This window comes from Enterobacter sichuanensis (assembly GCF_002939185.1).
GTDB classification, from domain to species: Bacteria; Pseudomonadota; Gammaproteobacteria; order Enterobacterales; family Enterobacteriaceae; genus Enterobacter; species Enterobacter sichuanensis.
On record NZ_POVL01000041.1, the window covers coordinates 20,012 to 41,744 of the forward strand.

Sequence of the window (21,733 nt, forward strand, 5' to 3'; positions counted from 1 at the left end):
AAATTGTCATGAGTCGTAAACAACTGGCCCTGTTCGAACCGTCATTAGTTCGCCAGGCGCTCATGGATGCGGTGAAAAAACTCAGCCCGCGCGTGCAGTGGCACAACCCGGTGATGTTTATTGTCTGGGCGGGAAGCGTCCTGACCACCGCCCTGGCGATTGCCATGGGAACGGGCCACATGCCGGGAAACGCGATGTTTACCGGTGCCATCAGCCTGTGGCTGTGGTTTACCGTGCTGTTCGCCAACTTCGCAGAGGCGCTGGCGGAAGGCCGGAGTAAAGCCCAGGCCAACAGCCTGAAAGGGGTGAAAAAAACCGCCTTCGCGCGCAAGCTACGTGAACCAAAATACGGCGCGCAGATGGACCACGTCCCGGCGGATGAACTGCGTAAAGGCGATGTGGTGCTGGTGGAAGCGGGTGACATCATCCCCTGCGACGGGGAAGTTATTGAGGGGGGCGCATCGGTGGACGAAAGCGCCATCACCGGGGAATCTGCGCCGGTGATCCGTGAATCCGGCGGCGATTTCGCCTCCGTGACGGGCGGGACGCGCATTCTCTCCGACTGGCTGGTGATCCAGTGCAGCGTTAACCCGGGTGAAACCTTCCTCGACAGGATGATCGCCATGGTGGAAGGCGCGCAGCGTCGGAAAACCCCTAACGAAATTGCGCTGACCATCCTGCTGGTGGCCTTAACCATTGTCTTCCTGCTGGCAACGGCAACGCTCTGGCCGTTCTCCGCCTATGGCGGCACCGCGGTCACCGTCACTGTTCTGGTGGCACTGCTGGTCTGTCTGATCCCCACCACCATTGGTGGTCTGCTGTCGGCCATCGGCGTGGCCGGTATGAGCCGTATGCTCGGTGCCAACGTCATCGCCACCAGCGGGCGGGCGGTGGAAGCCGCCGGTGACGTGGATGTCTTGCTGCTGGATAAAACCGGGACCATCACCCTGGGTAACCGCCAGGCGTCAGACTTCTTACCCGCCCCGGGGGTGGATGAAAAAACGCTGGCGGATGCCGCCCAGCTCTCTTCCCTTGCCGATGAAACCCCGGAAGGCCGCAGCATTGTGATCCTCGCCAAACAGCGCTTCAACCTGCGCCAGCGCGACGTGCAGAGCCTGCATGCCACTTTCGTGCCCTTCACGGCGCAAACCCGCATGAGCGGCATCAACATCCAGGATCGCATGATCCGTAAAGGTTCCGTTGACGCCATCCGTCGCCACATTGAGGCCAACAACGGTCATTTCCCACCGGAAGTGGACAGCCTGGTCGAGAGCGTGGCCCGTCAGGGGGCGACGCCGCTGGTGGTGGCCGAAGGTGCGCGCGTGCTCGGGGTCATTGCCCTGAAGGACATCGTCAAAGGCGGCATCAAAGAGCGCTTTGCCCAGCTGCGCAAGATGGGGATCAAAACGGTAATGATCACCGGGGATAACCGGCTGACAGCCGCGGCGATTGCCGCCGAAGCGGGCGTGGATGATTTTCTTTCCGAAGCAACCCCGGAAGCCAAACTGGCATTGATTCGTCAATATCAGGCGGAAGGCCGTCTGGTGGCGATGACCGGTGACGGAACCAACGATGCCCCTGCCCTCGCACAGGCTGACGTGGCGGTAGCGATGAACTCCGGTACCCAGGCCGCAAAAGAGGCGGGCAACATGGTCGACCTGGACTCCAACCCGACCAAGCTGATTGAAGTGGTGCACATCGGCAAGCAAATGCTGATGACACGCGGTTCGCTGACCACGTTCAGCATCGCCAACGACGTGGCGAAGTATTTCGCCATCATTCCGGCCGCGTTTGCGGCGACTTATCCGCAGTTAAACGCGCTGAATGTGATGCATCTGCACTCCCCGGCCTCGGCCATTCTGAGCGCAGTGATTTTTAACGCCCTGATTATTGTCTTCCTGATCCCGCTGGCGCTGAAAGGCGTGAGCTATAAGCCGCTCACTGCCGCCGCCATGCTGCGCCGTAACCTGTGGATTTACGGCCTGGGCGGGCTGGTGGTGCCCTTCATCGGTATCAAGGTTATTGACCTGCTGTTGACGCTGTTCGGCCTGGTTTAAAAGGTGAATCAAATGACGATGTTACGCCCCGCTATACTTCTGTTTATTCTGCTGTCTCTTATTACCGGCGGGTTGTACCCGCTGGTGACCACCGCGCTGGGCCAGTGGTGGTTTAAGGATCGGGCCAACGGCTCGCTGATTATGCAAAATGGCGAAAACCGCGGTTCGCGCCTGATTGGTCAGAACTTTACGGATGCCCGCTACTTCCAGGGACGCCCTTCCGCCACTGCCGAAAGCCCGTATAATCCGATGGCATCCGGCGGCAGTAACCTGGCGGGCAGCAACCCTGAGCTGGACAAAGCCGTCACTGAGCGCGTGGCCGCTCATCGCGCCGCTAATCCACAGGCCAGTCAGCATGTTCCCGTGGAGCTGGTAACTGCCTCGGCCAGCGGGCTGGACTATAGCCTGACGCCGGTAGCGGTGGCATGGCAGATCCCGCGCGTCGCCGCTGCCCGTCAGCTGACCGTTGAGCAGGTTAGCCAGCTGGTTGCCGAGCACACGCAAAAGCCGCTGGTCAGCTTTATCGGCATGCCCGTGGTAAATATTGTTGAGCTGAATCTGGCGCTGGACGCGCTAAGGAAAAACTAAATGACCGACGAGCCCATGCGCCCGGATCCGGACCGGCTGCTCGAACAAACAGCTGAAGCCCATCGCGGCAAACTGAAAATTTTCTTTGGCGCCTGCGCAGGCGTCGGGAAAACCTTCGCCATGCTGACAGAAGCCCAGCGGCTTCGGGCACAGGGGCTCGATATTCTGATCGGCGTGGTTGAAACCCACGGCCGCAAAGAGACGGCATCGCTGCTGAAGGGGCTGGCCACTCAGCCGCCCCGACGCATCAGCCATCGTGGTCGTTTAGTCACCGAATTCGATCTCGATGCCGCCCTCGCCCGCCGTCCCGCCCTTATCCTGATGGACGAACTGGCGCACAGCAATGCGCCAGGCTCACGCCATCCCAAACGCTGGCAGGACGTGGAAGAGTTACTGGACGCCGGCATCGATGTGTTCACGACGGTTAACGTTCAGCATCTCGAAAGTCTGAACGACGTGGTGAGCGGCGTGACCGGCATTCAGGTCCGTGAGACGGTGCCCGACCCCTTCTTTGATTCCGCGGACGAAGTGGTGCTGGTTGATCTTCCCCCCGATGATTTGCGCCAGCGCCTGCATGAAGGCAAAGTCTATATCGCCGGTCAGGCCGAACGCGCCATCGAACATTTCTTCCGTAAAGGCAATCTGATAGCCCTGCGCGAACTGGCTCTGCGCCGTACCGCCGACCGGGTGGACGACCAGATGCGTGCCTGGCGAGATCTTCAGGGACAGGAGCGCGTCTGGCATACGCGGGACGCCATCCTGCTGTGCGTGGGGCACGGCAGCGGCAATGAAAAACTTGTCCGCACCGCCGCTCGCCTGGCGGCCAAATTTGGCAGCGTCTGGCACGCGGTGTATGTCGAAACGCCACAGCTGCACGCGCTGCCTGAAAACCAGCGTCGCGCTATTCTCAGTTCGCTGCGCCTGGCGCAGGAGCTGGGCGCGGAAACCGCCACCCTTTCCGATCCTCAGGAAGATAAAGCCATTCTGCGCTACGCGCGTGAGCATAACCTGGGGAAAATCGTGATTGGCCGTCGCCAGCATCGCCGCTGGTTTAGCCGCGAATCCTTTGCCGACAAACTGGCCCACCGCGCGCCGGATCTGGATCTGGTGATCGTGGCGCTGGATGACAAACCCACGCCGTTACCCAACCGCGCACCGGACAGCCGCACCTTCAGCGATAAGTGGCGCATTCAGCTCCGCGGCTGTCTTGTGGCCGTGGTGCTCTGTGCCCTGATCACCGTCATTGCCAGCCAGTGGCTGATAGCGTTTGATGCCGCCAACCTGGTGATGATTTACCTTCTTGGCGTGGTGGTGGTGGCGCTCTTTTACGGGCGCTGGCCGTCGGTACTGGCGACGGTTATCAACGTCATCAGCTTCGATCTATTCTTTATTGCCCCCCGCGGAACGCTCGCCGTGTCGGATGTGCAGTACATTCTCACCTTTGCGGTAATGCTCACCGTCGGGCTGGTGATCGGGAATCTGACGGCAGGGGTGCGCTATCAGGCGCGTATCGCCCGCTACCGCGAACAGCGCACCCGCCATCTCTATGAGATGTCGAAATCGCTGGCGGTGGGTCGCACCCCGCTGGATATTGTGCAGACCAGCGAGCAGTTTATCCGCTCGACGTTTCATGCCAGCAACCTGATTTTACTCCCGGACGAACACGGTAAGCTGCGTCCGCTGACGTCGGCCTCAGGCATGACGCCCTGGGACGAAGCCATCGCGCGCTGGAGCTTTGATAAAGGGCTGCCTGCGGGCGCAGGGACCGACACCCTTCCCGGCGTGCCCTATCAAATTCTGCCGCTGCGCAGTGCCGATAAAAATCAGGGGCTGGTCATCGTTGAGCCCTCCAACCTGCGCCAGTTGATGATCCCTGAACAGCAGCGGCTGCTGGAAACCTTCACTCTGCTGGTTGCCAGCGCGCTGGAGCGGCTGGCCCTCACCGCCAGCGAAGAGCAGGCCCGGCTGGCAAGCGAACGGGAAAGCATTCGTAACTCGCTGCTGGCGGCGCTGTCTCATGACCTTCGAACCCCGCTCACCGTCCTGTTTGGTCAGTCAGAGATCCTGACGCTGGACCTGGCGGCGGAAGGCTCTAAGCACGCCCTTCAGGCCAGCGAGATCCGCCAGCACGTGCTGAATACCACGCGCCTGGTGAATAACCTGCTTGATATGGCGCGTATTCAGTCCGGCGGTTTTAACCTCAAAAAAGAGTGGCTCACGCTTGAAGAGGTGGTAGGCAGCGCCCTGAAAATGCTCGAGCCAGGCCTCGGTGGGCGGCATATCGCGCTCAACATGCCCGAGCCACTCACCCTGATTCACGTTGATGGCCCGCTGTTTGAACGCGTGCTGATCAACCTGCTGGAAAATGCCGGCAAATATGCCGGTGCCAGTGCACGGATTGGCGTGGATGCGACGGTGGAAGAGGGAACGCTGCATCTTGACGTCTGGGATACTGGTCCGGGCATTCCTGCCGGGCAAGAGCTGGCTATTTTTGAAAAATTCGCGCGCGGCAATAAGGAGTCGGCCATTCCGGGCGTTGGGCTGGGGCTGGCCATTTGCCAGGCGATCATTGACGTTCACGGCGGGTCCATTTCCGCAGAGAATCGTCCGGAAGGCGGTGCGCGTTTTTGTGTTACACTTCCTCTGGAAACCCCGCCAGAACTTAATGAATTACCAGAGGATTTGTGATCAACGTTCTGATTGTTGAAGATGAGATCGCCATTAGCCGGTTTCTGCGCGCTGCGCTGGAAGGAGACGGCCTGCGCGTGCATGATGCGGGTACGCTGCAGCGGGGTTTAATTGAAGCCGCCACCCGCAAACCGGACCTGGTGATCCTCGATCTTGGTCTACCGGACGGCGACGGCATCGATTTCATTCGGGAAGTCCGCCAGTGGAGCCAGATGCCGATTCTGGTGCTCTCCGCCCGCACTGAAGAGACGGATAAAATTGCCGCGCTGGATGCCGGGGCGGATGACTACCTGATTAAACCCTTTGGTATCGGTGAACTGCAGGCGCGCCTTCGCGTGGCGCTGCGTCGTCACAGTGCCTCTACACCTGCCGACCCCACTTACACGTTTGGTGATATCCGGGTTGACCTTGCCGCACGCCGCATTGTGCGCGGTGAAGAGGAGATCCATCTCACGCCAATCGAGTTTCGCCTGCTCGCCGTGCTGCTCAACAACCACGGCAAGGTGCTCACCCAACGCCAGCTGTTAAGTCAGGTATGGGGCCCCAATGCCGTAGAACATAGTCACTATTTGCGCATATATATGGGGCACCTTCGTCAGAAACTCGAAATCGATCCCGCTCGCCCTCGCCATTTATTAACTGAAACCGGTATCGGTTATCGGTTTATGCTCTGAATAACTATTCATTTTATTTTAAATAAAAACAAAACCAACCAGAAAAATAGTAAAAAATAACCCAACGTTATTTTATCGGGTTATTTTCGCTCATTTAAGACATTGACAATACAATCCATTAACAGACTATCAACAAATCAGCATTTTGATCTGCGATATTCATCAAAAACGAATATTTATTTCTGATTTGATCGGTTAACGGTGATCTGTTTCACAGTTAATCGCCTTTTCCTGGATAAAATGACCATGCTTTCAATTACTGAAAGGAAAATGAAACATGGAAAACAACAATCGTTTAATGCCCCATATAAGGCGGACAACACATATCATGATGTTTGCCCACCGAAACTGCTTTGACTTTCATCTCTTTAATGCCCGGTAGTCCTTCGACTTCTGGCGCACTCGCTTACAGGTTATCCTGAAACTCCCTATTTTACAGGCTGTTGCCTGTAGCCTCGTGCGCTCATTTAACGTGATTCAGACTCATCCGCACCGGGCGGACTGAATTGCCATCATAAAAAAGCAATTCACTGATTTTTAATCAGCGGCCACCTTTTGCTTTTTTTTCCGGAAAATTATCGATTTCTTTTTTGCAAGAAATCGAGGGACTTTTATTACCTAAAATAAAGAGAGCAAGATGAACAGTTTAAAAATTGCAGCCAGCCGTGCCTGTCCGGATTGTTTTACCACCCAGCGTGAACTGGTGGATGTACGGGCCTCGGATTATATTGATGTTGCCGCTATTGTTCTGGCCGTCAGCGATATTACCGACGGTATACTGGACGAAATAGAAGCCACCGGATTTGGTATTCCTGTTTTTGTCGCGACGCACAAAGAAGAGATCATCCCGGCAGACTATTTATCACGCATTCATGGCGTATTTGAGTATTCAGACACCAGCAACGACTTTTATGGACGTCAACTTGAAGCGGCAGCGCAGAAGTATGAAACCCAGCTGCGCCCGCCGTTTTTCCGCGCCCTGGTCGATTATGTGAAACAGGGCAACAGTGCGTTTGACTGCCCGGGGCATCAGGGCGGGCAATTCTTCCGCCGTCACCCTGCCGGGAACCAGTTTGTCGACTTCTTTGGTGAGACGCTTTTCCGTGCCGATCTGTGCAACGCCGACGTGGCGATGGGGGACCTGCTGATCCACGAAGGCGCACCGTGCATCGCCCAGCAGCATGCGGCCAAAGTCTTTAATGCCGATAAGACTTACTTCGTACTGAATGGCACTTCATCATCTAACAAAGTGGTGCTTAACGCCCTGCTCACGCCGGGTGACCTGGTCTTGTTCGACCGTAACAACCATAAATCCAACCATCACGGTGCCCTCCTTCAGGCAGGCGCTACGCCGGTCTATCTGGAAACCGCGCGCAACCCGTACGGTTTTATCGGTGGTATTGACGCCCACTGCTTTGATGAACGTTATCTGCGCGAGCTTGTGGCAGAGGTGGCGCCTGGCCGTGCACGCGATGCGCGTCCGTTCCGCCTGGCGGTGATCCAGCTGGGTACCTACGATGGCACCATCTATAACGCCCGTCAGGTGGTGGATAAGATTGGTCATCTGTGCGATTACATCCTGTTTGACTCGGCCTGGGTGGGTTACGAGCAGTTTATTCCGATGATGGCCGACTGCTCTCCGCTGCTGCTGGAGCTGAACGAAAACGATCCGGGGATCCTGGTGACCCAGTCTGTGCACAAACAGCAGGCGGGCTTCTCACAGACCTCGCAAATCCACAAGAAAGACAGCCACATCAAAGGCCAGCAGCGCTATGTCCCGCATAAGCGGCTGAATAACGCCTTTATGATGCACGCCTCCACCAGCCCGTTCTATCCGCTGTTTGCCGCGCTGGACATCAACGCCCGGATGCATGAAGGCCAGAGCGGCCGCAACATGTGGATGGATTGCGTGGTGAACGGTATCGAAGCGCGAAAATTAATTCTGGAGAACTGCCACTACCTGCGTCCGTTCGTACCCGAAACGGTAGATGGTCGTCCTTGGGAAAGCTGGGACACGGCGGAAATTGCGACCGACCTGCGTTTCTTCCATTTCGTGCCGGGTGAACACTGGCACGCTTTTGAAGGCTACGCTGAGCACCAGTATTTTATCGACCCGTGCAAGCTCTTGCTGACCACGCCGGGCATTAACGCCCGCACCGGCGAGTATGACAACTTTGGCGTGCCTGCCACTATCCTCGCCAACTTCCTGCGTGAAAATGGCATTGTGCCGGAGAAATGCGATCTCAACTCGATCCTGTTCCTGCTCACGCCAGCGGAAGATATGGGCAAACTGCAGCAGCTGGTGGCGCAGCTGGTCCGCTTCGAAAAACTGCTCGAGAGCGATGCCCCGTTAAAAGAGGTGCTGCCTTCCATCTGCAGACAACATCCGGATCGCTACGCGGATTACACCCTGCGCCAGATCTGCCAGGAGATGCATGACCTGTACGCCCGCCACAACGTGAAACAGCTACAGAAAGAGATGTTCCGCAAATCTCACTTCCCACGCGTGATGATGAACCCGCAGGACGCGAACTACGCCTATCTGCGCGGCGAGGTCGAACTGGTACCCCTGCGCGACACGGAAGGCCGCATCGCCGCTGAAGGCGCCCTTCCTTATCCGCCAGGGGTGCTATGCGTTGTCCCGGGGGAAGTCTGGGGCGGTTCCGTGCTGCGCTACTTTGCCGCGCTGGAAGAAGGCATCAACCTGTTACCGGGCTTTGCGCCCGAGCTGCAGGGGGTCTACGTCGAAGAGTGCGAGGGTCGCAAACAGGTTAGCTGCAATGTCATCAAACAACCCGCCGCTCAGCCCGCGCTGCTGAAAGGAGAGAAATTATGAGTAAGTCCAATAAGATGGGCGTAATGCAGCTCACCATCCTCACTATGGTGAATATGATGGGATCGGGGATCATCATGCTGCCCACCAAGCTTGCAGAAGTGGGGACCATTTCGATTATCTCCTGGCTGGTGACCGCCTTAGGTTCAATGGCGCTGGCATGGGCGTTTGCCAAGTGCGGAATGTTCAGCCGCAAGTCAGGCGGTATGGGGGGCTATGCCGAATATGCCTTTGGTAAGTCCGGCAACTTTATGGCCAACTATACCTACGGGGTGTCGCTGCTGATCGCTAACGTGGCCATTGCTATTTCCGCCGTCGGTTACGGCACAGAGCTGTTTGGCGCGACGCTTAGCCCGGTACAGATTGGTTTAGCCACCATCGGCGTACTGTGGATCTGCACCGTGGCCAACTTTGGCGGCGCGCGCATCACCGGCCAGCTCAGCAGCATCACCGTCTGGGGCGTAATTATTCCGGTTGTCGGCCTGTGCATCATCGGCTGGTTCTGGTTCAGCCCGACCCTGTACGCTAACTCATGGAACCCGCACCATGTACCGTTCTTTACCGCAGTGGGCTCTTCTATCGCCATGACGCTGTGGGCCTTCCTCGGCCTGGAATCCGCCTGCGCGAATGCGGAAGTGGTGGAGAATCCGGAAAAGAACGTTCCGATTGCCGTTCTTGGCGGCACGCTCGGCGCGGCGGTGATCTATATCGTCTCGACGAACGTGATTGCAGGCATCGTGCCGAACATGGACCTGGCAAACTCCACGGCGCCGTTCGGGCTGGCTTTTGCGCAGATGTTCACTCCAGGCGTCGGGAAAGTGATCATGGGTCTGATGGTGATGTCCTGCTGCGGGTCACTTCTCGGCTGGCAGTTTACTATCGCTCAGGTATTTAAATCTTCGGCTGATGAAGGCTACTTCCCGAAAATCTTCTCCCGCGTGACCAAAGCCGATGCGCCGGTGCAGGGCATGTTAGCGATTGTCATCTTCCAGAGCGGATTGTCGCTGATGACCATCAGCCCGTCGCTGAACAGCCAGTTCAACGTGCTCGTCAACCTGGCGGTCGTGACGAATATCATTCCGTATATTCTGTCGATGGCGGCGCTGGTGATTATTCAGAAGGTCGCGAAAGTGGAACCACGCAAAGCGCGCGCGGCGAACATCGTGGCGTTGATTGGGGCGATTTACAGCTTCTATGCGCTCTACTCATCCGGGCAGGAGGCGATGCTGTATGGTGCGATGGTGACCTTTATGGGCTGGACGCTGTACGGTCTGGTGTCACCACGGTTTGAATTGAAGAATAAGCACAGCTAGGTAAAAGCAAAACGGCAACCCGAGGGTTGCCGTTTTTTATGTTTTCTCCCTCTCCCCGTGGGAGAAGGCCGGGGTGAGGGTATCAGCCCGCACCAGAACCGTACTTACGCGTTTTTCAGCACTTCGCTGACAATCTCTACCGCTTCTTTCTCAATCTGCTGACGGTGCTCAGCGCCAAGGAAACTTTCGCAATAGATTTTATACGCATCTTCCGTACCGGATGGACGCGCCGCGAACCAGCCGTTGTCGGTCATCACTTTCAGTCCGCCAATGGAGGCGCCGTTACCCGGTGCCGCCGTCAGACGGGCAGTGATCGGGTCGCCCGCCAGGGTGCTTGCGCTGACCATCTCAGGAGAGAGTTTCGACAGCGCCGCTTTCTGGGCAGACGTCGCGCTGGCCTGAATACGGTTATAGCTCGGCGCACCAAAGCGTGCCGCCAGGTCGTTATAATGTTCCTGCGGGTTTTTACCGGTGACCGCGGTGATTTCCGCCGCCAGCAGGCACATGATGATGCCGTCTTTATCGGTTGACCACGGCGTGCCGTCAAAGCGCAGGAAAGATGCCCCCGCGCTCTCTTCACCGCCGAAGCCGAAGCTGCCGTCGTGCAGACCGTCAACAAACCATTTGAAGCCAACCGGTACTTCCACCAGCTTGCGGCCCAGCGCGTCGACCACGCGGTCGATCATGGCTGAAGAGACCAGCGTCTTACCAACAGCCACCTCTTTGCCCCACTGCGGACGGTGCTGGAACAGGTAGTTAATCGCAACCGCCAGATAGTGGTTCGGGTTCATCAGCCCAGCCGGGGTGACAATACCGTGGCGGTCATAATCCGGGTCGTTAGCAAACGCCAGGTCGAATTTATCGCGCAGCGCCAGCAGGCCCGCCATGGCACACTCTGATGAACAGTCCATACGGATCGCGCCATCTTTATCGAGGTGCATAAAGCGGAAGGTCTGATCGACGTGATCGTTCACGATAGTCAGGTCCAGCTTGTAATGCTCAGCGATACGTTTCCAGTATTCAATACCGGAGCCGCCCAGCGGATCCACGCCCAGTTTCAGACCGGCTTTCTGAATCGCCGCCATATCGACGATATCCGCCAGCCCTTCCACGAACGGCTGAACCAGATCCTGTTCTTTCACGTGACCCGACGCCATGGCGGCATCCAGAGAAATACGTTTCACGCCTTTCAGGCCATCTGCCAGCAAGGCGTTGGCGCGATCTTCCACCACTTTGGTGACGTTGGTGTCAGCCGGACCACCGTTAGGCGGGTTGTATTTGATGCCGCCGTCTTCCGGCGGGTTGTGGGATGGCGTGATAACGATACCGTCCGCCAGCGCGCCACCTTTTTTATTGTGCACAAGGATAGCGTTAGAGACCGCAGGCGTTGGGGTGAAGCCATTGTTCTCCTGAACAATCACATCGACGCCGTTTGCAGCCAGCACTTCCACAACAGAGATGAACGCCGGTTCAGACAGGGCATGGGTATCTTTCCCCACGTAGCACGGACCGGTAACGCCGTTTTTAGCGCGCTCTTCCGCAATGGCCTGAGCAATGGCCAGAATGTGCGGTTCGTTAAAGCTGTGGCGCGCCGCGCTACCGCGGTGGCCAGATGTACCAAACTTCACTGCGTGTTCTGCGTTGCCCACGACCGGTTTCAGCACGTAATACTGCGCGGTCAGCTGAGCGACGTTAATCAAATCGCTTTGTTGTGCAGGTTGGCCTGCACGGCTGTGATTTGCCATTACCGGGTCCTTCTGATGCAAGGGTTAAATTGTACCGCAAACCTTTTCAGTCAATTCCGCCGGGAACTGCATGGACTGCATGATGTGTTCAATCATGCTGCACTTGCGGCCCGTATTGGTATTGGTGATCACCCAGTACGGAGTGCCAGGGACATGTTTGGGTTTGGTTTGGTTGCCATTTTGCAGCAGCGTCTGCTCATCACCCGCGAAATAGACGCGAGTACGACCGTGAAGCGACTCGGTCGCTTCAGCAAACGCATTGTTATCCAGTGAATAAAGTGTAGACAGCACCAGCATAAAGCGGTTAACCGCCTTTTTCTGCTCCGCATATTCATCGGACAGGAGCAGCTCGCGCATCGCGCGCACTTTATCTTTTGCCGGTGTCACGGCAGGTTTTGCTTGTGCGACAACGCTCGGCTGAGACACGACATCTTTGGTGACTGGGGTAGCAGGCTGTGAAGCGGCGGAAATTTTAAGCATGCGCCGTAAAATGTCGGACGCGCTCTCCCCGATATGCCGCGTCTGGCTGGCAATATACTGATAGAGTTCGTCATCAACTTCGATTGTTTTCATCTTAATCCAGTGCGATATCTTATCTGAATACAAGTCATTGGGATTATAAGGTCAAATCCCAACAGCGGATAGCGTCAAACCAGGTTGGCCACAAAAGTCAGATTAAACTGGAACCTTGCAGCCGGGCGGCAGAATGGTCAACATGATACCCTAACCTGACATACGTAAAAAAAGAACTTTGCCATGAAATTGAATACCCGAGCGCAAACTGCACAATCGCCGAACAATAATTCTCCCATCGTACTGGTTCACGGGCTTTTTGGCAGTCTGGATAACCTGGGCGTGCTGGCGCGCGATCTGGTTACTGACCACGATATTTTGCAGGTCGATATGCGCAATCACGGTCTTTCCGGGCGTTCAGACGAGATGACCTATGCCGCGATGGCGCAGGATCTGCTGGATACGCTGGACGCCAACGGCCTGCAGAAGGTAACCCTCATCGGGCATTCAATGGGCGGCAAAGCGGTGATGGCCCTCACAGCGCGTGCGCCGGAGCGTATTAACGGCCTGGTGGTGATTGATGTCGCGCCTGTCGATTACGACGTTCGCCGTCATGACGACATTTTTGCCGCCATCAATGCGGTCACCGAAGCGGGTGTCGCGACCCGCCAACAGGCGGCGGCCGTCATGCGTGACCATCTGGACGAAGAAGGCGTTGTGCAGTTCCTGCTGAAATCGTTTGTGGACGGACAATGGCGTTTTAACGTGCCGGTGCTCTGGGCGCAGTACAACAACATCGTGGGCTGGGAAACGGTACCTGCCTGGCCACACCCTACCCTCTTCATTCGTGGCGGTAACTCTCCTTATGTTACCGACGCGTACCGCGACGCTATACTGGCGCAATTCCCTCAGGCGCGAGCCCACGTCATTGCCGGTGCCGGACACTGGGTTCATGCCGAAAAACCTGACGCCGTGTTGCGCGCCATTCGTCGCTATCTCTCTGATACGGCAAATTGATTAAAAAGAGAGCGACTGGAAGGCTGCGGGCTTCCAGTCGTTGGCGCGCCGTTTTTGGTGATGTATGATGGCGCGCTTATCGCCCGGGCATTAGCAGGGCGGCGTGTTTCCCCCGAAGTCTCAGAATCATGGCCAAAGAACAAACGGACCGTACGACACTAGATCTGTTCGCGAATGAGCGTCGCCCGGGACGACCCAAGACGAATCCGCTTTCGCGCGATGAACAGCTGCGTATCAATAAACGCAATCAGCTTAAACGCGATAAAAATCGTGGGCTTAAGCGTGTCGAACTGAAGCTTAACGCCGACGCCGTCGATGCGCTGAATGAGCTGGCTGACGCGCGCAATATCAGCCGCAGCGAACTCATTGAAGAGATGTTGATCGCCCAGCTTGAGACGTTGCGCAGCCAGGCATAAGTCTGAAAATCCCCTTAATGACCCTTTTCATGTAGCACAGAGTGCAGTCCTGCGTGATAGCTGTTTCCGCAGGGTTGCCAGTTCTGCTATTATTGCCCTTATCCGTGGCCAAATTGCGCCACCATACTATTAAGTTTCAAGAGGTTATTTTACTCATGGCAATCATCGGCATTTTCTTCGGCAGTGATACCGGCAATACCGAAAACATCGCAAAAAACATTCAAAAACAGCTCGGTAAAGACGTTGCTGATGTGCATGACATCGCCAAGAGCAGCAAAGAAGACCTCGAAGGCTATGACATCCTGCTGCTGGGCATTCCGACCTGGTACTACGGCGAAGCCCAGTGCGACTGGGATGATTTCTTCCCGACGCTGGAAGAAGTGGACTTCAACGGTAAACTGGTTGCCCTGTTTGGCTGTGGCGATCAGGAAGACTACGCCGAGTACTTCTGTGACGCGCTGGGCACTATCCGCGACATCATCGAGCCAAATGGCGCCGTGATTGTTGGCCACTGGCCGACTGCCGGTTACCACTTCGAAGCGTCTAAAGGCCTGGCGGATGACGACCATTTCGTGGGTCTGGCCATCGACGAAGACCGTCAGCCAGAACTGACCGCAGAGCGTGTTGAGAAGTGGGTGAAGCAGATCCGCGAAGAGCTGCATCTGGACGATATTCTTAACGCCTGAGTTTTATCACGGCGCAACGGCGGTTGCGCCCGTGTTCCAGGTCAAACCGATTAAATTAATCGCTACAATCTTTTAACTTTTTCGTCCAGACCTGTACAATGTCTCCCTGATAAAACGTGGTTTTCCATTGCGCAAGTTTGTTGGTGATACCACGTTTTTATAAGCATATTTTGCCTGAGACTTGCAGTTTTCATTTAGCCATGGCAGTTCTATAATGAGACGCATTATCCCAGGTGCATTTTCTGTCACTTCCTAAGAAGTGAATCGTTTAGCAACAGGACAGATTCCGCATGACTGACAACAATACCGCATTAAAGAAGGCTGGCCTGAAAGTTACGCTTCCTCGGTTAAAAATCCTCGAAGTGCTTCAGGGTCCAGACAATCACCATGTCAGTGCGGAAGACCTTTATAAACGTCTTATCGACATGGGTGAAGAGATTGGGCTGGCTACCGTTTATCGCGTGCTGAACCAGTTTGATGACGCGGGCATTGTTACCCGTCATAATTTTGAAGGCGGAAAATCTGTCTTCGAACTGACCCAGCAGCAGCACCACGATCACCTGATCTGCCTCGATTGCGGCAAGGTCATTGAATTTAGCGATGATTCCATCGAAGCGCGTCAGCGTGAAATCGCGGCGCGTCATGGCATCCGCCTGACCAACCACAGCCTGTACCTGTATGGTCACTGTGCTGAAGGCGATTGCCGTGAAGATGATCACGCGCACGACGCAAAATAATTTGTGTTCATGCTCTGAGCCAGCCGCGAGGTTGGCTTTTTTTTGGCATGCTTTCAGGCATAAAAAACCCGGCAAGCGCAGCGCCACCGGGCAGGGTAACAGCGAATCAGTTACTGTTATTGCTACGAATCTCTTTCCAGATCTGATCGCAACGCTTCGCCACTTCCTGATCGTTACCGGTTTTACGCGCCTGGATACAGGCCTGGTAATCCATCACGCGCACCGTCTCCTGCGTCGCGAACTGCTCGTGCGCTTTCTCTTTCTTCAGCACATTCAACACGCTCTGACAGGCTTCAATTTTCTCCGGCGAACCTTCAGCGGTATTGATACATGCGCTATAGGCCTCTTTCAGCCGGGAATCTTCTTTCGGTGCCTGAGTCTGAGCACACGCCACCAGTCCCGACGCCAGCAGCGCGACAATTACGATTTTTTTCATCATGTGCAGTCTCCTGTCCGGCGGGCACTGCCCGCCAGACGATTCATCAGAAGATGGTGAACGGTGCGATAACCATGAATTTCACGTCACGTTCATCCTGGAAGATGTTGCCGTAACCGCCCGCATAGCTCGGGATATCGGAGTGGTTGTCATACTGGGTGAAGTGCAGTTTGAACATCGTGCCTTTTGCGCGACCATCCTGCAGGGTATAGATCGCATCCAGGCTGTAGGAGGACTCTTTCAGGCGATAGTTTGGATCGTAGTAAGCGTCTGGTGTGGCCATATCGGCAGGTTTTGCATCCCAGGCGTAAGCGTAAGAAGCCCCCACCGCCCAGCCAGGCAGGTTCCAGTTTTTCAGGTCATACATCGCACCGAAGAAGACCGCTTTCTCGCCGTCGGCGTTGAAGTCTGAACGGTTATCCCACCAGATATCAAGACGGCCATTGGACGATGCATAGGTCGGGGTCATACGCTGCAGGAAGTAACCCTGCTGCCCTTCCGCCTTCACCCACGTTCCTTCCAGACGTAAATCAACCTGGCCTACCTTGTAGCCGAAGGTCAGAGCCTGTAACCATGCTGTACCGTCATAGATGTCGTTGACGCCACCATCACTGACTTTATCGCGCGTGCCGTAGAACTGATAGCTGGTGCTCAGCGGGCTACCGGCGATATCAAATTTGTAGCTGGCTTTGGCAAAATACTGATCGACATAACCTTCTGCCTGACCAAATGCCGCTTCAAGAACCAGATCGTTTTTGAAGTCGTATTTCGCGCCCAGCGAGTGCAGGTAATCGACTTTGGTTTTTTTATCGTTCTGGTAGAACTTGTCCATTTCGATGTGCCATGGAGCTTTGTACTCGTTGGTCCACATGTAAGAGAAGCTCAACGCACCCGCATCACCATAGTCGAAGTTCGCCCCGGCTTCGGCCCCCTGATAAGTGCCAGGCATAAAGCTCCAGTGCGGCGCTAACAGCGTCTGGCCGGTTGGCTGAATATAGCCCCCGCGCGCCCATACCGGGCCGTATTTAAATTTCGCTGCGGCCTTGTAAAGGCTGATACCGCTTTTATCTCCGGACCAGTCTTCTTTATAGGCTTTGTTGCTGGAGGAGAAGGCAATTTCGTTAGGGTGGGCGCTGTCGCCGTTTTCCGCCATTTCGATCGCGGTGAACGCTGCAATATCCAGACCGAACATATCCGCGGCGTAGCCTGACTGGAAGTCCAGATTGGCGTTCCAGGTGGAGTGAGAAAGGTTGGTTTTGTATTTGTCTTCGGTAACGTCTTTACGGTCACGCTCACGCTGCCAGTAATAAATACCGCCCGTAAGGGTAGAATCTTCGATGAAACCCGCCGCTTTTGCCTCTGGGGTAACGACCAGGCCCGACATTGCTGTCACACCGGCAATAGCCAGCGCCAGCGCACTACGTTTGCCACTGAACGTACGCATAGATTATTCCTCTTTGACGAATTAAAACGCCTGAAACGGCGAAAATAAAAAAGACCTAATGGTCTGGGGTAGTTATAAATACCCTCGAATTAACTACCGTCTTTAGGTTATTTTTCGCGACGCGAATTATCAATGCTTTTCAGCGGGCAAAAGTCAGGATTATGACGAAGTGCACATAATTGGTAGTGCTTTGTAACATTTACCGGAGGACGAGATTTGGCGGGCTAAGACATTAAATTTCAGTAGTTAAGATCGTTAAACTCTGTAACGTTTTCCTCATTCTGTATTTATGGAAACAAACAAACTTTTTTCAGGAAAATAAGTAGCACCTCATTGACCTGATATTTTTATTGAAAGGTTTACAGCCCGGCTTTAACGATATGATCATAAATAAAAAAAACGCCGCAATACGCGGCGTTTGTCTCTCATTGACCAATACAGCGTTATTATTCGCCGATCTTGGTCCAGGTATCACGCAGACCCACGGTACGGTTAAATACCGGTTTTTCCGCCGTGCTGTGACGGCTGTCGAGGCAGAAATAACCTTCACGTTCGAACTGGAACGCTTTGCCCGCTTCAGCCGCTTTCAGTGATGGCTCCGCATAGCCCTGTTTGATAACCAGTGATTCCGGGTTAATGGTCGCCAGGAAGTCTTCAGCCGCACCCGGGTTAGGCACGCTGAACAGACGATCGTAGAGTCGAATTTCGACCGGCAGCGCGTGGGGCGCACTCACCCAGTGAATAACGCCTTTTACCTTGCGTCCGTCCGCCGGATCTTTGCTCAGGGTCTCTGCATCGTAAGAGCAGAAGATGGTGGTGATGTTACCTTCCGAATCTTTCTCCACGCGCTCGGCTTTGATGACGTAAGCATTACGCAGACGCACCTCTTTACCCAACACCAGACGCTTGTACTGCTTGTTAGCTTCTTCGCGGAAGTCAGCACGATCGATCCAGATTTCACCACTGAACGGCACGTCACGGCTTCCCATTTCCGGTTTGTTCGGATGGTTAGGCATGGAGACCAGCTCGCTTTCACCCTGCGGATAGTTCTCGATAACCAGTTTCACCGGGTCGATAACTGCCATCGCACGCGGTGCGTTTTCGTTGAGGTCTTCGCGAATGCAGGATTCCAGAGACGCCATTTCAATGGTGTTGTCCTGCTTGGTCACGCCAATGCGTTTGCAGAACTCACGAATAGACGCGGCAGTATAACCACGACGACGCAGACCAGAGATGGTCGGCATACGCGGGTCATCCCAACCCTCAACGTGCTTGTCGGTGACCAGCAGGTTCAGCTTACGCTTGGACATCACGGTGTATTCCAGATTCAGACGAGAGAACTCGTACTGACGCGGATGCACAGGAATGGTGATGTTATCCAGTACCCAGTCGTACAGACGACGGTTGTCCTGGAACTCCAGCGTACACAGCGAATGGGTGATACCTTCCAGCGCATCGCTGATGCAGTGGGTGAAGTCGTACATCGGATAGATGCACCACTTGTTACCGGTCTGGTGGTGTTCAGCGAACTTGATACGGTACAGTACCGGATCGCGCATTACGATGAACGGAGACGCCATGTCGATTTTGGCACGCAGACACGCTTTGCCTTCTTCGAAGCCACCCGCACGCATTTTTTCAAACAGCGCCAGGTTCTCTTCCACGCTGCGATCGCGGTACGGGCTGTTTTTACCCGGTGCGGTCAGCGTACCGCGATATTCACGGATTTCATCCGCAGACAGCTCGTCGACATACGCCAGACCTTTGTTGATCAGCTCAACCGCATAGGCGTACAGCTGATCAAAATAGTCAGAGGAGTAGCAGATATCGCCAGACCAGTTGAAGCCCAGCCATTGCACGTCGTTCTTGATCGACTCAACGTATTCGATGTCTTCTTTTACTGGGTTGGTGTCATCGAAACGCAGGTTGCACTGCCCGTTATAGTCCTGGGCAATGCCAAAGTTCAGGCAAATTGATTTTGCATGACCAATGTGCAGATAGCCGTTCGGCTCCGGCGGGAAACGGGTATGGATCGTGGTGTGCTTACCACTGGCCAGATCTTCATCGATGATCTGACGAATAAAGTTACTCGGGCGGGCTTCTGCCTCACTCATCGTGGATTCCTCAAAGCGTAAACAACGTATAACGGCATATGATCTTATAAGCCGGACGTAGTGACAACCCTTAAAACGGCTCTGAAGAAAATAATGGGGGCATTTGCTGCAAAAAAAAGCGGCGGAGGAGATCCCCCGCCGCTTAAGGCATGACTCTACTCAGGAGCGATTACTTGCCTTTAATCTCATACAGCGGTGTTTGGCCCGCAACAACCTGACCTTTCGCCTGAATGACCAGGCCACTGAAGTCGTCGATGTTGCTGCAAACCACCGGGCTTATCATGGAGCGCGCGTTGGCGTTCAGGAAGTCCAGATCCATTTCCAGAATCGGCTGCCCGGCGACCACTTCAGCGCCCTCTTCCACCAGGCGAGTAAAGCCCTGACCGTTCAGCGCTACGGTATCGATACCCATGTGGACAACGATCTCTGCGCCATTTTCGGTTTCGAGGCAGAACGCGTGGTTGGTGTTGAAGATTTTCACAATGGTACCGGCAGCAGGAGACACAACGGTTTTGTCCGTTGGTTTCACCGCGACACCGTCACCCACCGCTTTGCTGGCGAATGCTTCATCAGGCACCTGCTCAATCGCCACGACTTCACCGGTGACAGGAGAAACCAGCGCAGCAACGATTTTGGCGTTTGGTACGGCCTGCGGTTTTGCAGCAGCAGGTGCGGCAGCGGGGGCAGCGCCTGCTTCAGCGGCGGCAACCGGGCCGGTTGTTTTCATGGCGTTGGCAATTTTTTCCGCAACGAAGCCGACAATAATCTGCACGCTGGTTTTGTTCAGGCGGATAACGCCGGACGCGCCCAGACGTTTTGCCAGCGCTTCATTCACCAGAGAGGAATCTTTCACGTTCAGACGCAGACGGGTGATACAGGCATCAATGCCGGTCAGGTTGTCAGAACCCCCGACAGCGGCGATGTACTGACGCGCCAGACCAGAAACATCCTGATCCTGCGCACCGCTCACGTTCACGTCCTGACCATCCGCTTCGCTACCGGCCACAGCCAGCTCACGACCCGGGGTCATCAGGTTGAATTTGGTGATAGTGAAACGGAACACCACGTAGTAGATCGCGAAGAACACCAGACCTTGTGGAATCAACATCCACCAGTGGGTCGCCAGCGGGTTACGGGAAGAAAGCACCATATCCACCAGACCCGCACTGAAGCCAAAGCCTGCAATCCAGTGCATGCTGGCAGCGATAAACACGGAGATACCGGTCAGCACAGCGTGGATCACATACAGCACAGGTGCCACGAACATGAAGGAGAATTCCAGCGGTTCGGTGATACCGGTGAAGAAGGCCGCAAACGCCCCCGCCATCATAATACCCAGCACTTTCGCTTTGTTCTCTGGACGCGCGCAGTGGTAGATAGCCAGCGCAGCACCCGGCAGACCAAACATCATGATCGGGAAGAAGCCAGCCTGGTAGCGACCGGTGATACCGACAACCGCTTTACCGGCTTCGATGGACTGTGCGCCACCCAGGAAGTTAGGGATATCGTTAATACCCGCAACGTCGAACCAGAACACGGAGTTCAGCGCGTGGTGCAGACCAACCGGGATCAGCAGACGGTTGAAGAACGCGTACACGCCCGCCCCGATGGAGCCCAGTTTCTGAATGTGCTCACCGAAGTTAACCAGACCGTCGAAGATCATCGGCCAGATGTACATCATGATGAACGCAACGACGATCATCACGAACGAGGTCAGGATTGGCACCAGACGACGGCCGCTAAAGAAGGAGAGCGCTTTTGGCAGTTCAACGCTACTGAAGCGGTTATACAGTTCGGCGGAGATGATACCTACAAGGATACCGACAAACTGGTTGCTGATCTTACCGAATGCCGCCGGCACCTGGTCCGCCGGAATTTTTTGGATCATCGCCACTGCTGCTGGTGAGCAGAGCGTGGTTAAGACGAGGAAACCGACAAAACCGGTCAGCGCAGCGGCACCGTCTTTGTCTTTGGACATACCATAAGCCACACCAATCGCAAACAACACGGACATGTTGTCGATAATGGCGGAGCCTGACTTGATAAAGAACGCCGCCAGCGCGCTGGTGCTACCCCAGCCGTTGGGGTCGATCCAGTAGCCGACACCCATCAGGATGGCTGCGGCAGGCAGCGTGGCGACCGGCACCATCAGTGCGCGACCAACCTTTTGTAAATAACCTAGAATACTCACTTTCTTCCCCCTATGAGACCCCGTTTAAGGCGTGTTCTCAGCTCTGTTTTTTATTGTGTCACGAACTATAGATACAGTTGATGATTCACTGGCATTGTGAGTGTGTGAAAAATTAATTCGTATCGCAAATTAAACACCTGCTTTTTGTGATTTTTGTCACCAAATATCGTTTCTCACCCTCCCTTTCACTGGCTAACAACGAAAACTTATTTTATCATTCGAAAAATCAAGACGGATTGATCCGGCCTGAAAGGTTCCAGGTTACGCTTACGTATCAGGTC

General features: G+C 55.1%; 17 protein-coding genes. 11 read left to right on the forward strand and 6 right to left on the reverse strand.

Annotated elements, in window-relative coordinates:
- Positions 1 to 8: 8 nt before the first annotated feature.
- The 7 genes from kdpB to potE all read left to right on the forward strand — a co-directional run bounded on the left by kdpB (position 9) and on the right by potE (position 10,153).
- Positions 9 to 2,057 carry a potassium-transporting ATPase subunit KdpB gene (gene kdpB / locus C5687_RS17250; protein ID WP_045286153.1) on the forward strand — a complete coding sequence of 683 codons (2,049 nt, stop codon included), beginning with the start codon at positions 9 to 11 and terminating at the stop codon, positions 2,055 to 2,057.
- 12 nt (positions 2,058 to 2,069) lie between these two features.
- Complete coding sequence (kdpC, locus tag C5687_RS17255; protein ID WP_104557439.1) at positions 2,070 to 2,645, forward strand: potassium-transporting ATPase subunit KdpC; 576 nt, start codon at positions 2,070 to 2,072, stop codon at positions 2,643 to 2,645.
- A complete protein-coding gene (gene kdpD, locus C5687_RS17260) occupies positions 2,646 to 5,333 on the forward strand; it encodes a two-component system sensor histidine kinase KdpD (protein ID WP_104557440.1) in 2,688 nt (895 codons plus the stop codon).
- Complete coding sequence (gene kdpE / locus C5687_RS17265; protein ID WP_025756362.1) at positions 5,330 to 6,007, forward strand: two-component system response regulator KdpE; 678 nt, start codon at positions 5,330 to 5,332, stop codon at positions 6,005 to 6,007. The genes kdpD and kdpE overlap by 4 nt, the downstream gene beginning before the upstream one ends.
- A 277-nt stretch (positions 6,008 to 6,284) precedes the next feature.
- Positions 6,285 to 6,389, forward strand: a complete 105-nt coding sequence (gene speFL, locus C5687_RS17270) for a leader peptide SpeFL (RefSeq protein ID WP_003858645.1) — start codon at positions 6,285 to 6,287, stop codon at positions 6,387 to 6,389.
- A gap of 255 nt (positions 6,390 to 6,644) precedes the next feature.
- Positions 6,645 to 8,843, forward strand: a complete 2,199-nt coding sequence (speF, locus tag C5687_RS17275; RefSeq protein ID WP_104557441.1) for an ornithine decarboxylase SpeF — start codon at positions 6,645 to 6,647, stop codon at positions 8,841 to 8,843.
- Positions 8,840 to 10,153: a putrescine-ornithine antiporter gene (gene potE / locus C5687_RS17280; protein WP_059386050.1), complete on the forward strand. Its 1,314-nt coding sequence runs from the start codon at positions 8,840 to 8,842 to the stop codon at positions 10,151 to 10,153. Before speF ends, potE begins: the two co-directional genes overlap by 4 nt.
- A gap of 104 nt (positions 10,154 to 10,257) precedes the next feature.
- On the opposite strand, the gene pgm is transcribed toward potE, so the two are convergent.
- Both pgm and seqA read right to left on the reverse strand, forming a co-directional pair.
- On the reverse strand, positions 10,258 to 11,898 hold the full coding sequence (pgm, locus tag C5687_RS17285; protein WP_094919168.1) for a phosphoglucomutase (alpha-D-glucose-1,6-bisphosphate-dependent): 1,641 nt from the start codon (positions 11,896 to 11,898) through the stop codon (positions 10,258 to 10,260).
- 24 nt (positions 11,899 to 11,922) lie between these two features.
- Positions 11,923 to 12,471, reverse strand: coding sequence for a replication initiation negative regulator SeqA (gene seqA / locus C5687_RS17290; RefSeq protein ID WP_059386048.1), 549 nt, complete (start codon positions 12,469 to 12,471; stop codon positions 11,923 to 11,925).
- A gap of 183 nt (positions 12,472 to 12,654) precedes the next feature.
- Between seqA and ybfF the strand changes: the two genes are divergently transcribed.
- The 4 genes from ybfF to fur all read left to right on the forward strand — a co-directional run bounded on the left by ybfF (position 12,655) and on the right by fur (position 15,267).
- Positions 12,655 to 13,428 carry an esterase gene (gene ybfF, locus C5687_RS17295; RefSeq protein ID WP_047958029.1) on the forward strand — a complete coding sequence of 258 codons (774 nt, stop codon included), beginning with the start codon at positions 12,655 to 12,657 and terminating at the stop codon, positions 13,426 to 13,428.
- A 128-nt stretch (positions 13,429 to 13,556) separates the two neighbouring features.
- Positions 13,557 to 13,844: a LexA regulated protein gene (gene ybfE, locus C5687_RS17300; protein WP_023334913.1), complete on the forward strand. Its 288-nt coding sequence runs from the start codon at positions 13,557 to 13,559 to the stop codon at positions 13,842 to 13,844.
- A gap of 155 nt (positions 13,845 to 13,999) precedes the next feature.
- Entirely contained in the window at positions 14,000 to 14,530 is a 531-nt protein-coding gene (fldA, locus tag C5687_RS17305; protein ID WP_008501067.1) for a flavodoxin FldA, read from the forward strand.
- Positions 14,531 to 14,820: 290 nt separating this feature from the next.
- Complete coding sequence (gene fur, locus C5687_RS17310) at positions 14,821 to 15,267, forward strand: ferric iron uptake transcriptional regulator (RefSeq protein WP_014169146.1); 447 nt, start codon at positions 14,821 to 14,823, stop codon at positions 15,265 to 15,267.
- Positions 15,268 to 15,373: 106 nt separating this feature from the next.
- Here the strand turns inward: fur and chiQ are convergent, their stop codons facing one another.
- The 4 genes from chiQ to nagE form a co-directional block, all read right to left on the reverse strand.
- On the reverse strand, positions 15,374 to 15,703 hold the full coding sequence (chiQ, locus tag C5687_RS17315) for a ChiQ/YbfN family lipoprotein (protein ID WP_045286162.1): 330 nt from the start codon (positions 15,701 to 15,703) through the stop codon (positions 15,374 to 15,376).
- A gap of 46 nt (positions 15,704 to 15,749) precedes the next feature.
- Positions 15,750 to 17,147 carry a chitoporin ChiP gene (gene chiP, locus C5687_RS17320; RefSeq protein WP_025756355.1) on the reverse strand — a complete coding sequence of 466 codons (1,398 nt, stop codon included), beginning with the start codon at positions 17,145 to 17,147 and terminating at the stop codon, positions 15,750 to 15,752.
- Between the two features lie 446 nt (positions 17,148 to 17,593).
- Positions 17,594 to 19,261 carry a glutamine--tRNA ligase gene (gene glnS, locus C5687_RS17325; RefSeq protein ID WP_104557442.1) on the reverse strand — a complete coding sequence of 556 codons (1,668 nt, stop codon included), beginning with the start codon at positions 19,259 to 19,261 and terminating at the stop codon, positions 17,594 to 17,596.
- Between the two features lie 169 nt (positions 19,262 to 19,430).
- Positions 19,431 to 21,452 carry an N-acetylglucosamine-specific PTS transporter subunit IIBC gene (nagE, locus tag C5687_RS17330; RefSeq protein ID WP_104557443.1) on the reverse strand — a complete coding sequence of 674 codons (2,022 nt, stop codon included), beginning with the start codon at positions 21,450 to 21,452 and terminating at the stop codon, positions 19,431 to 19,433.
- Positions 21,453 to 21,733 lie beyond the last annotated feature (281 nt).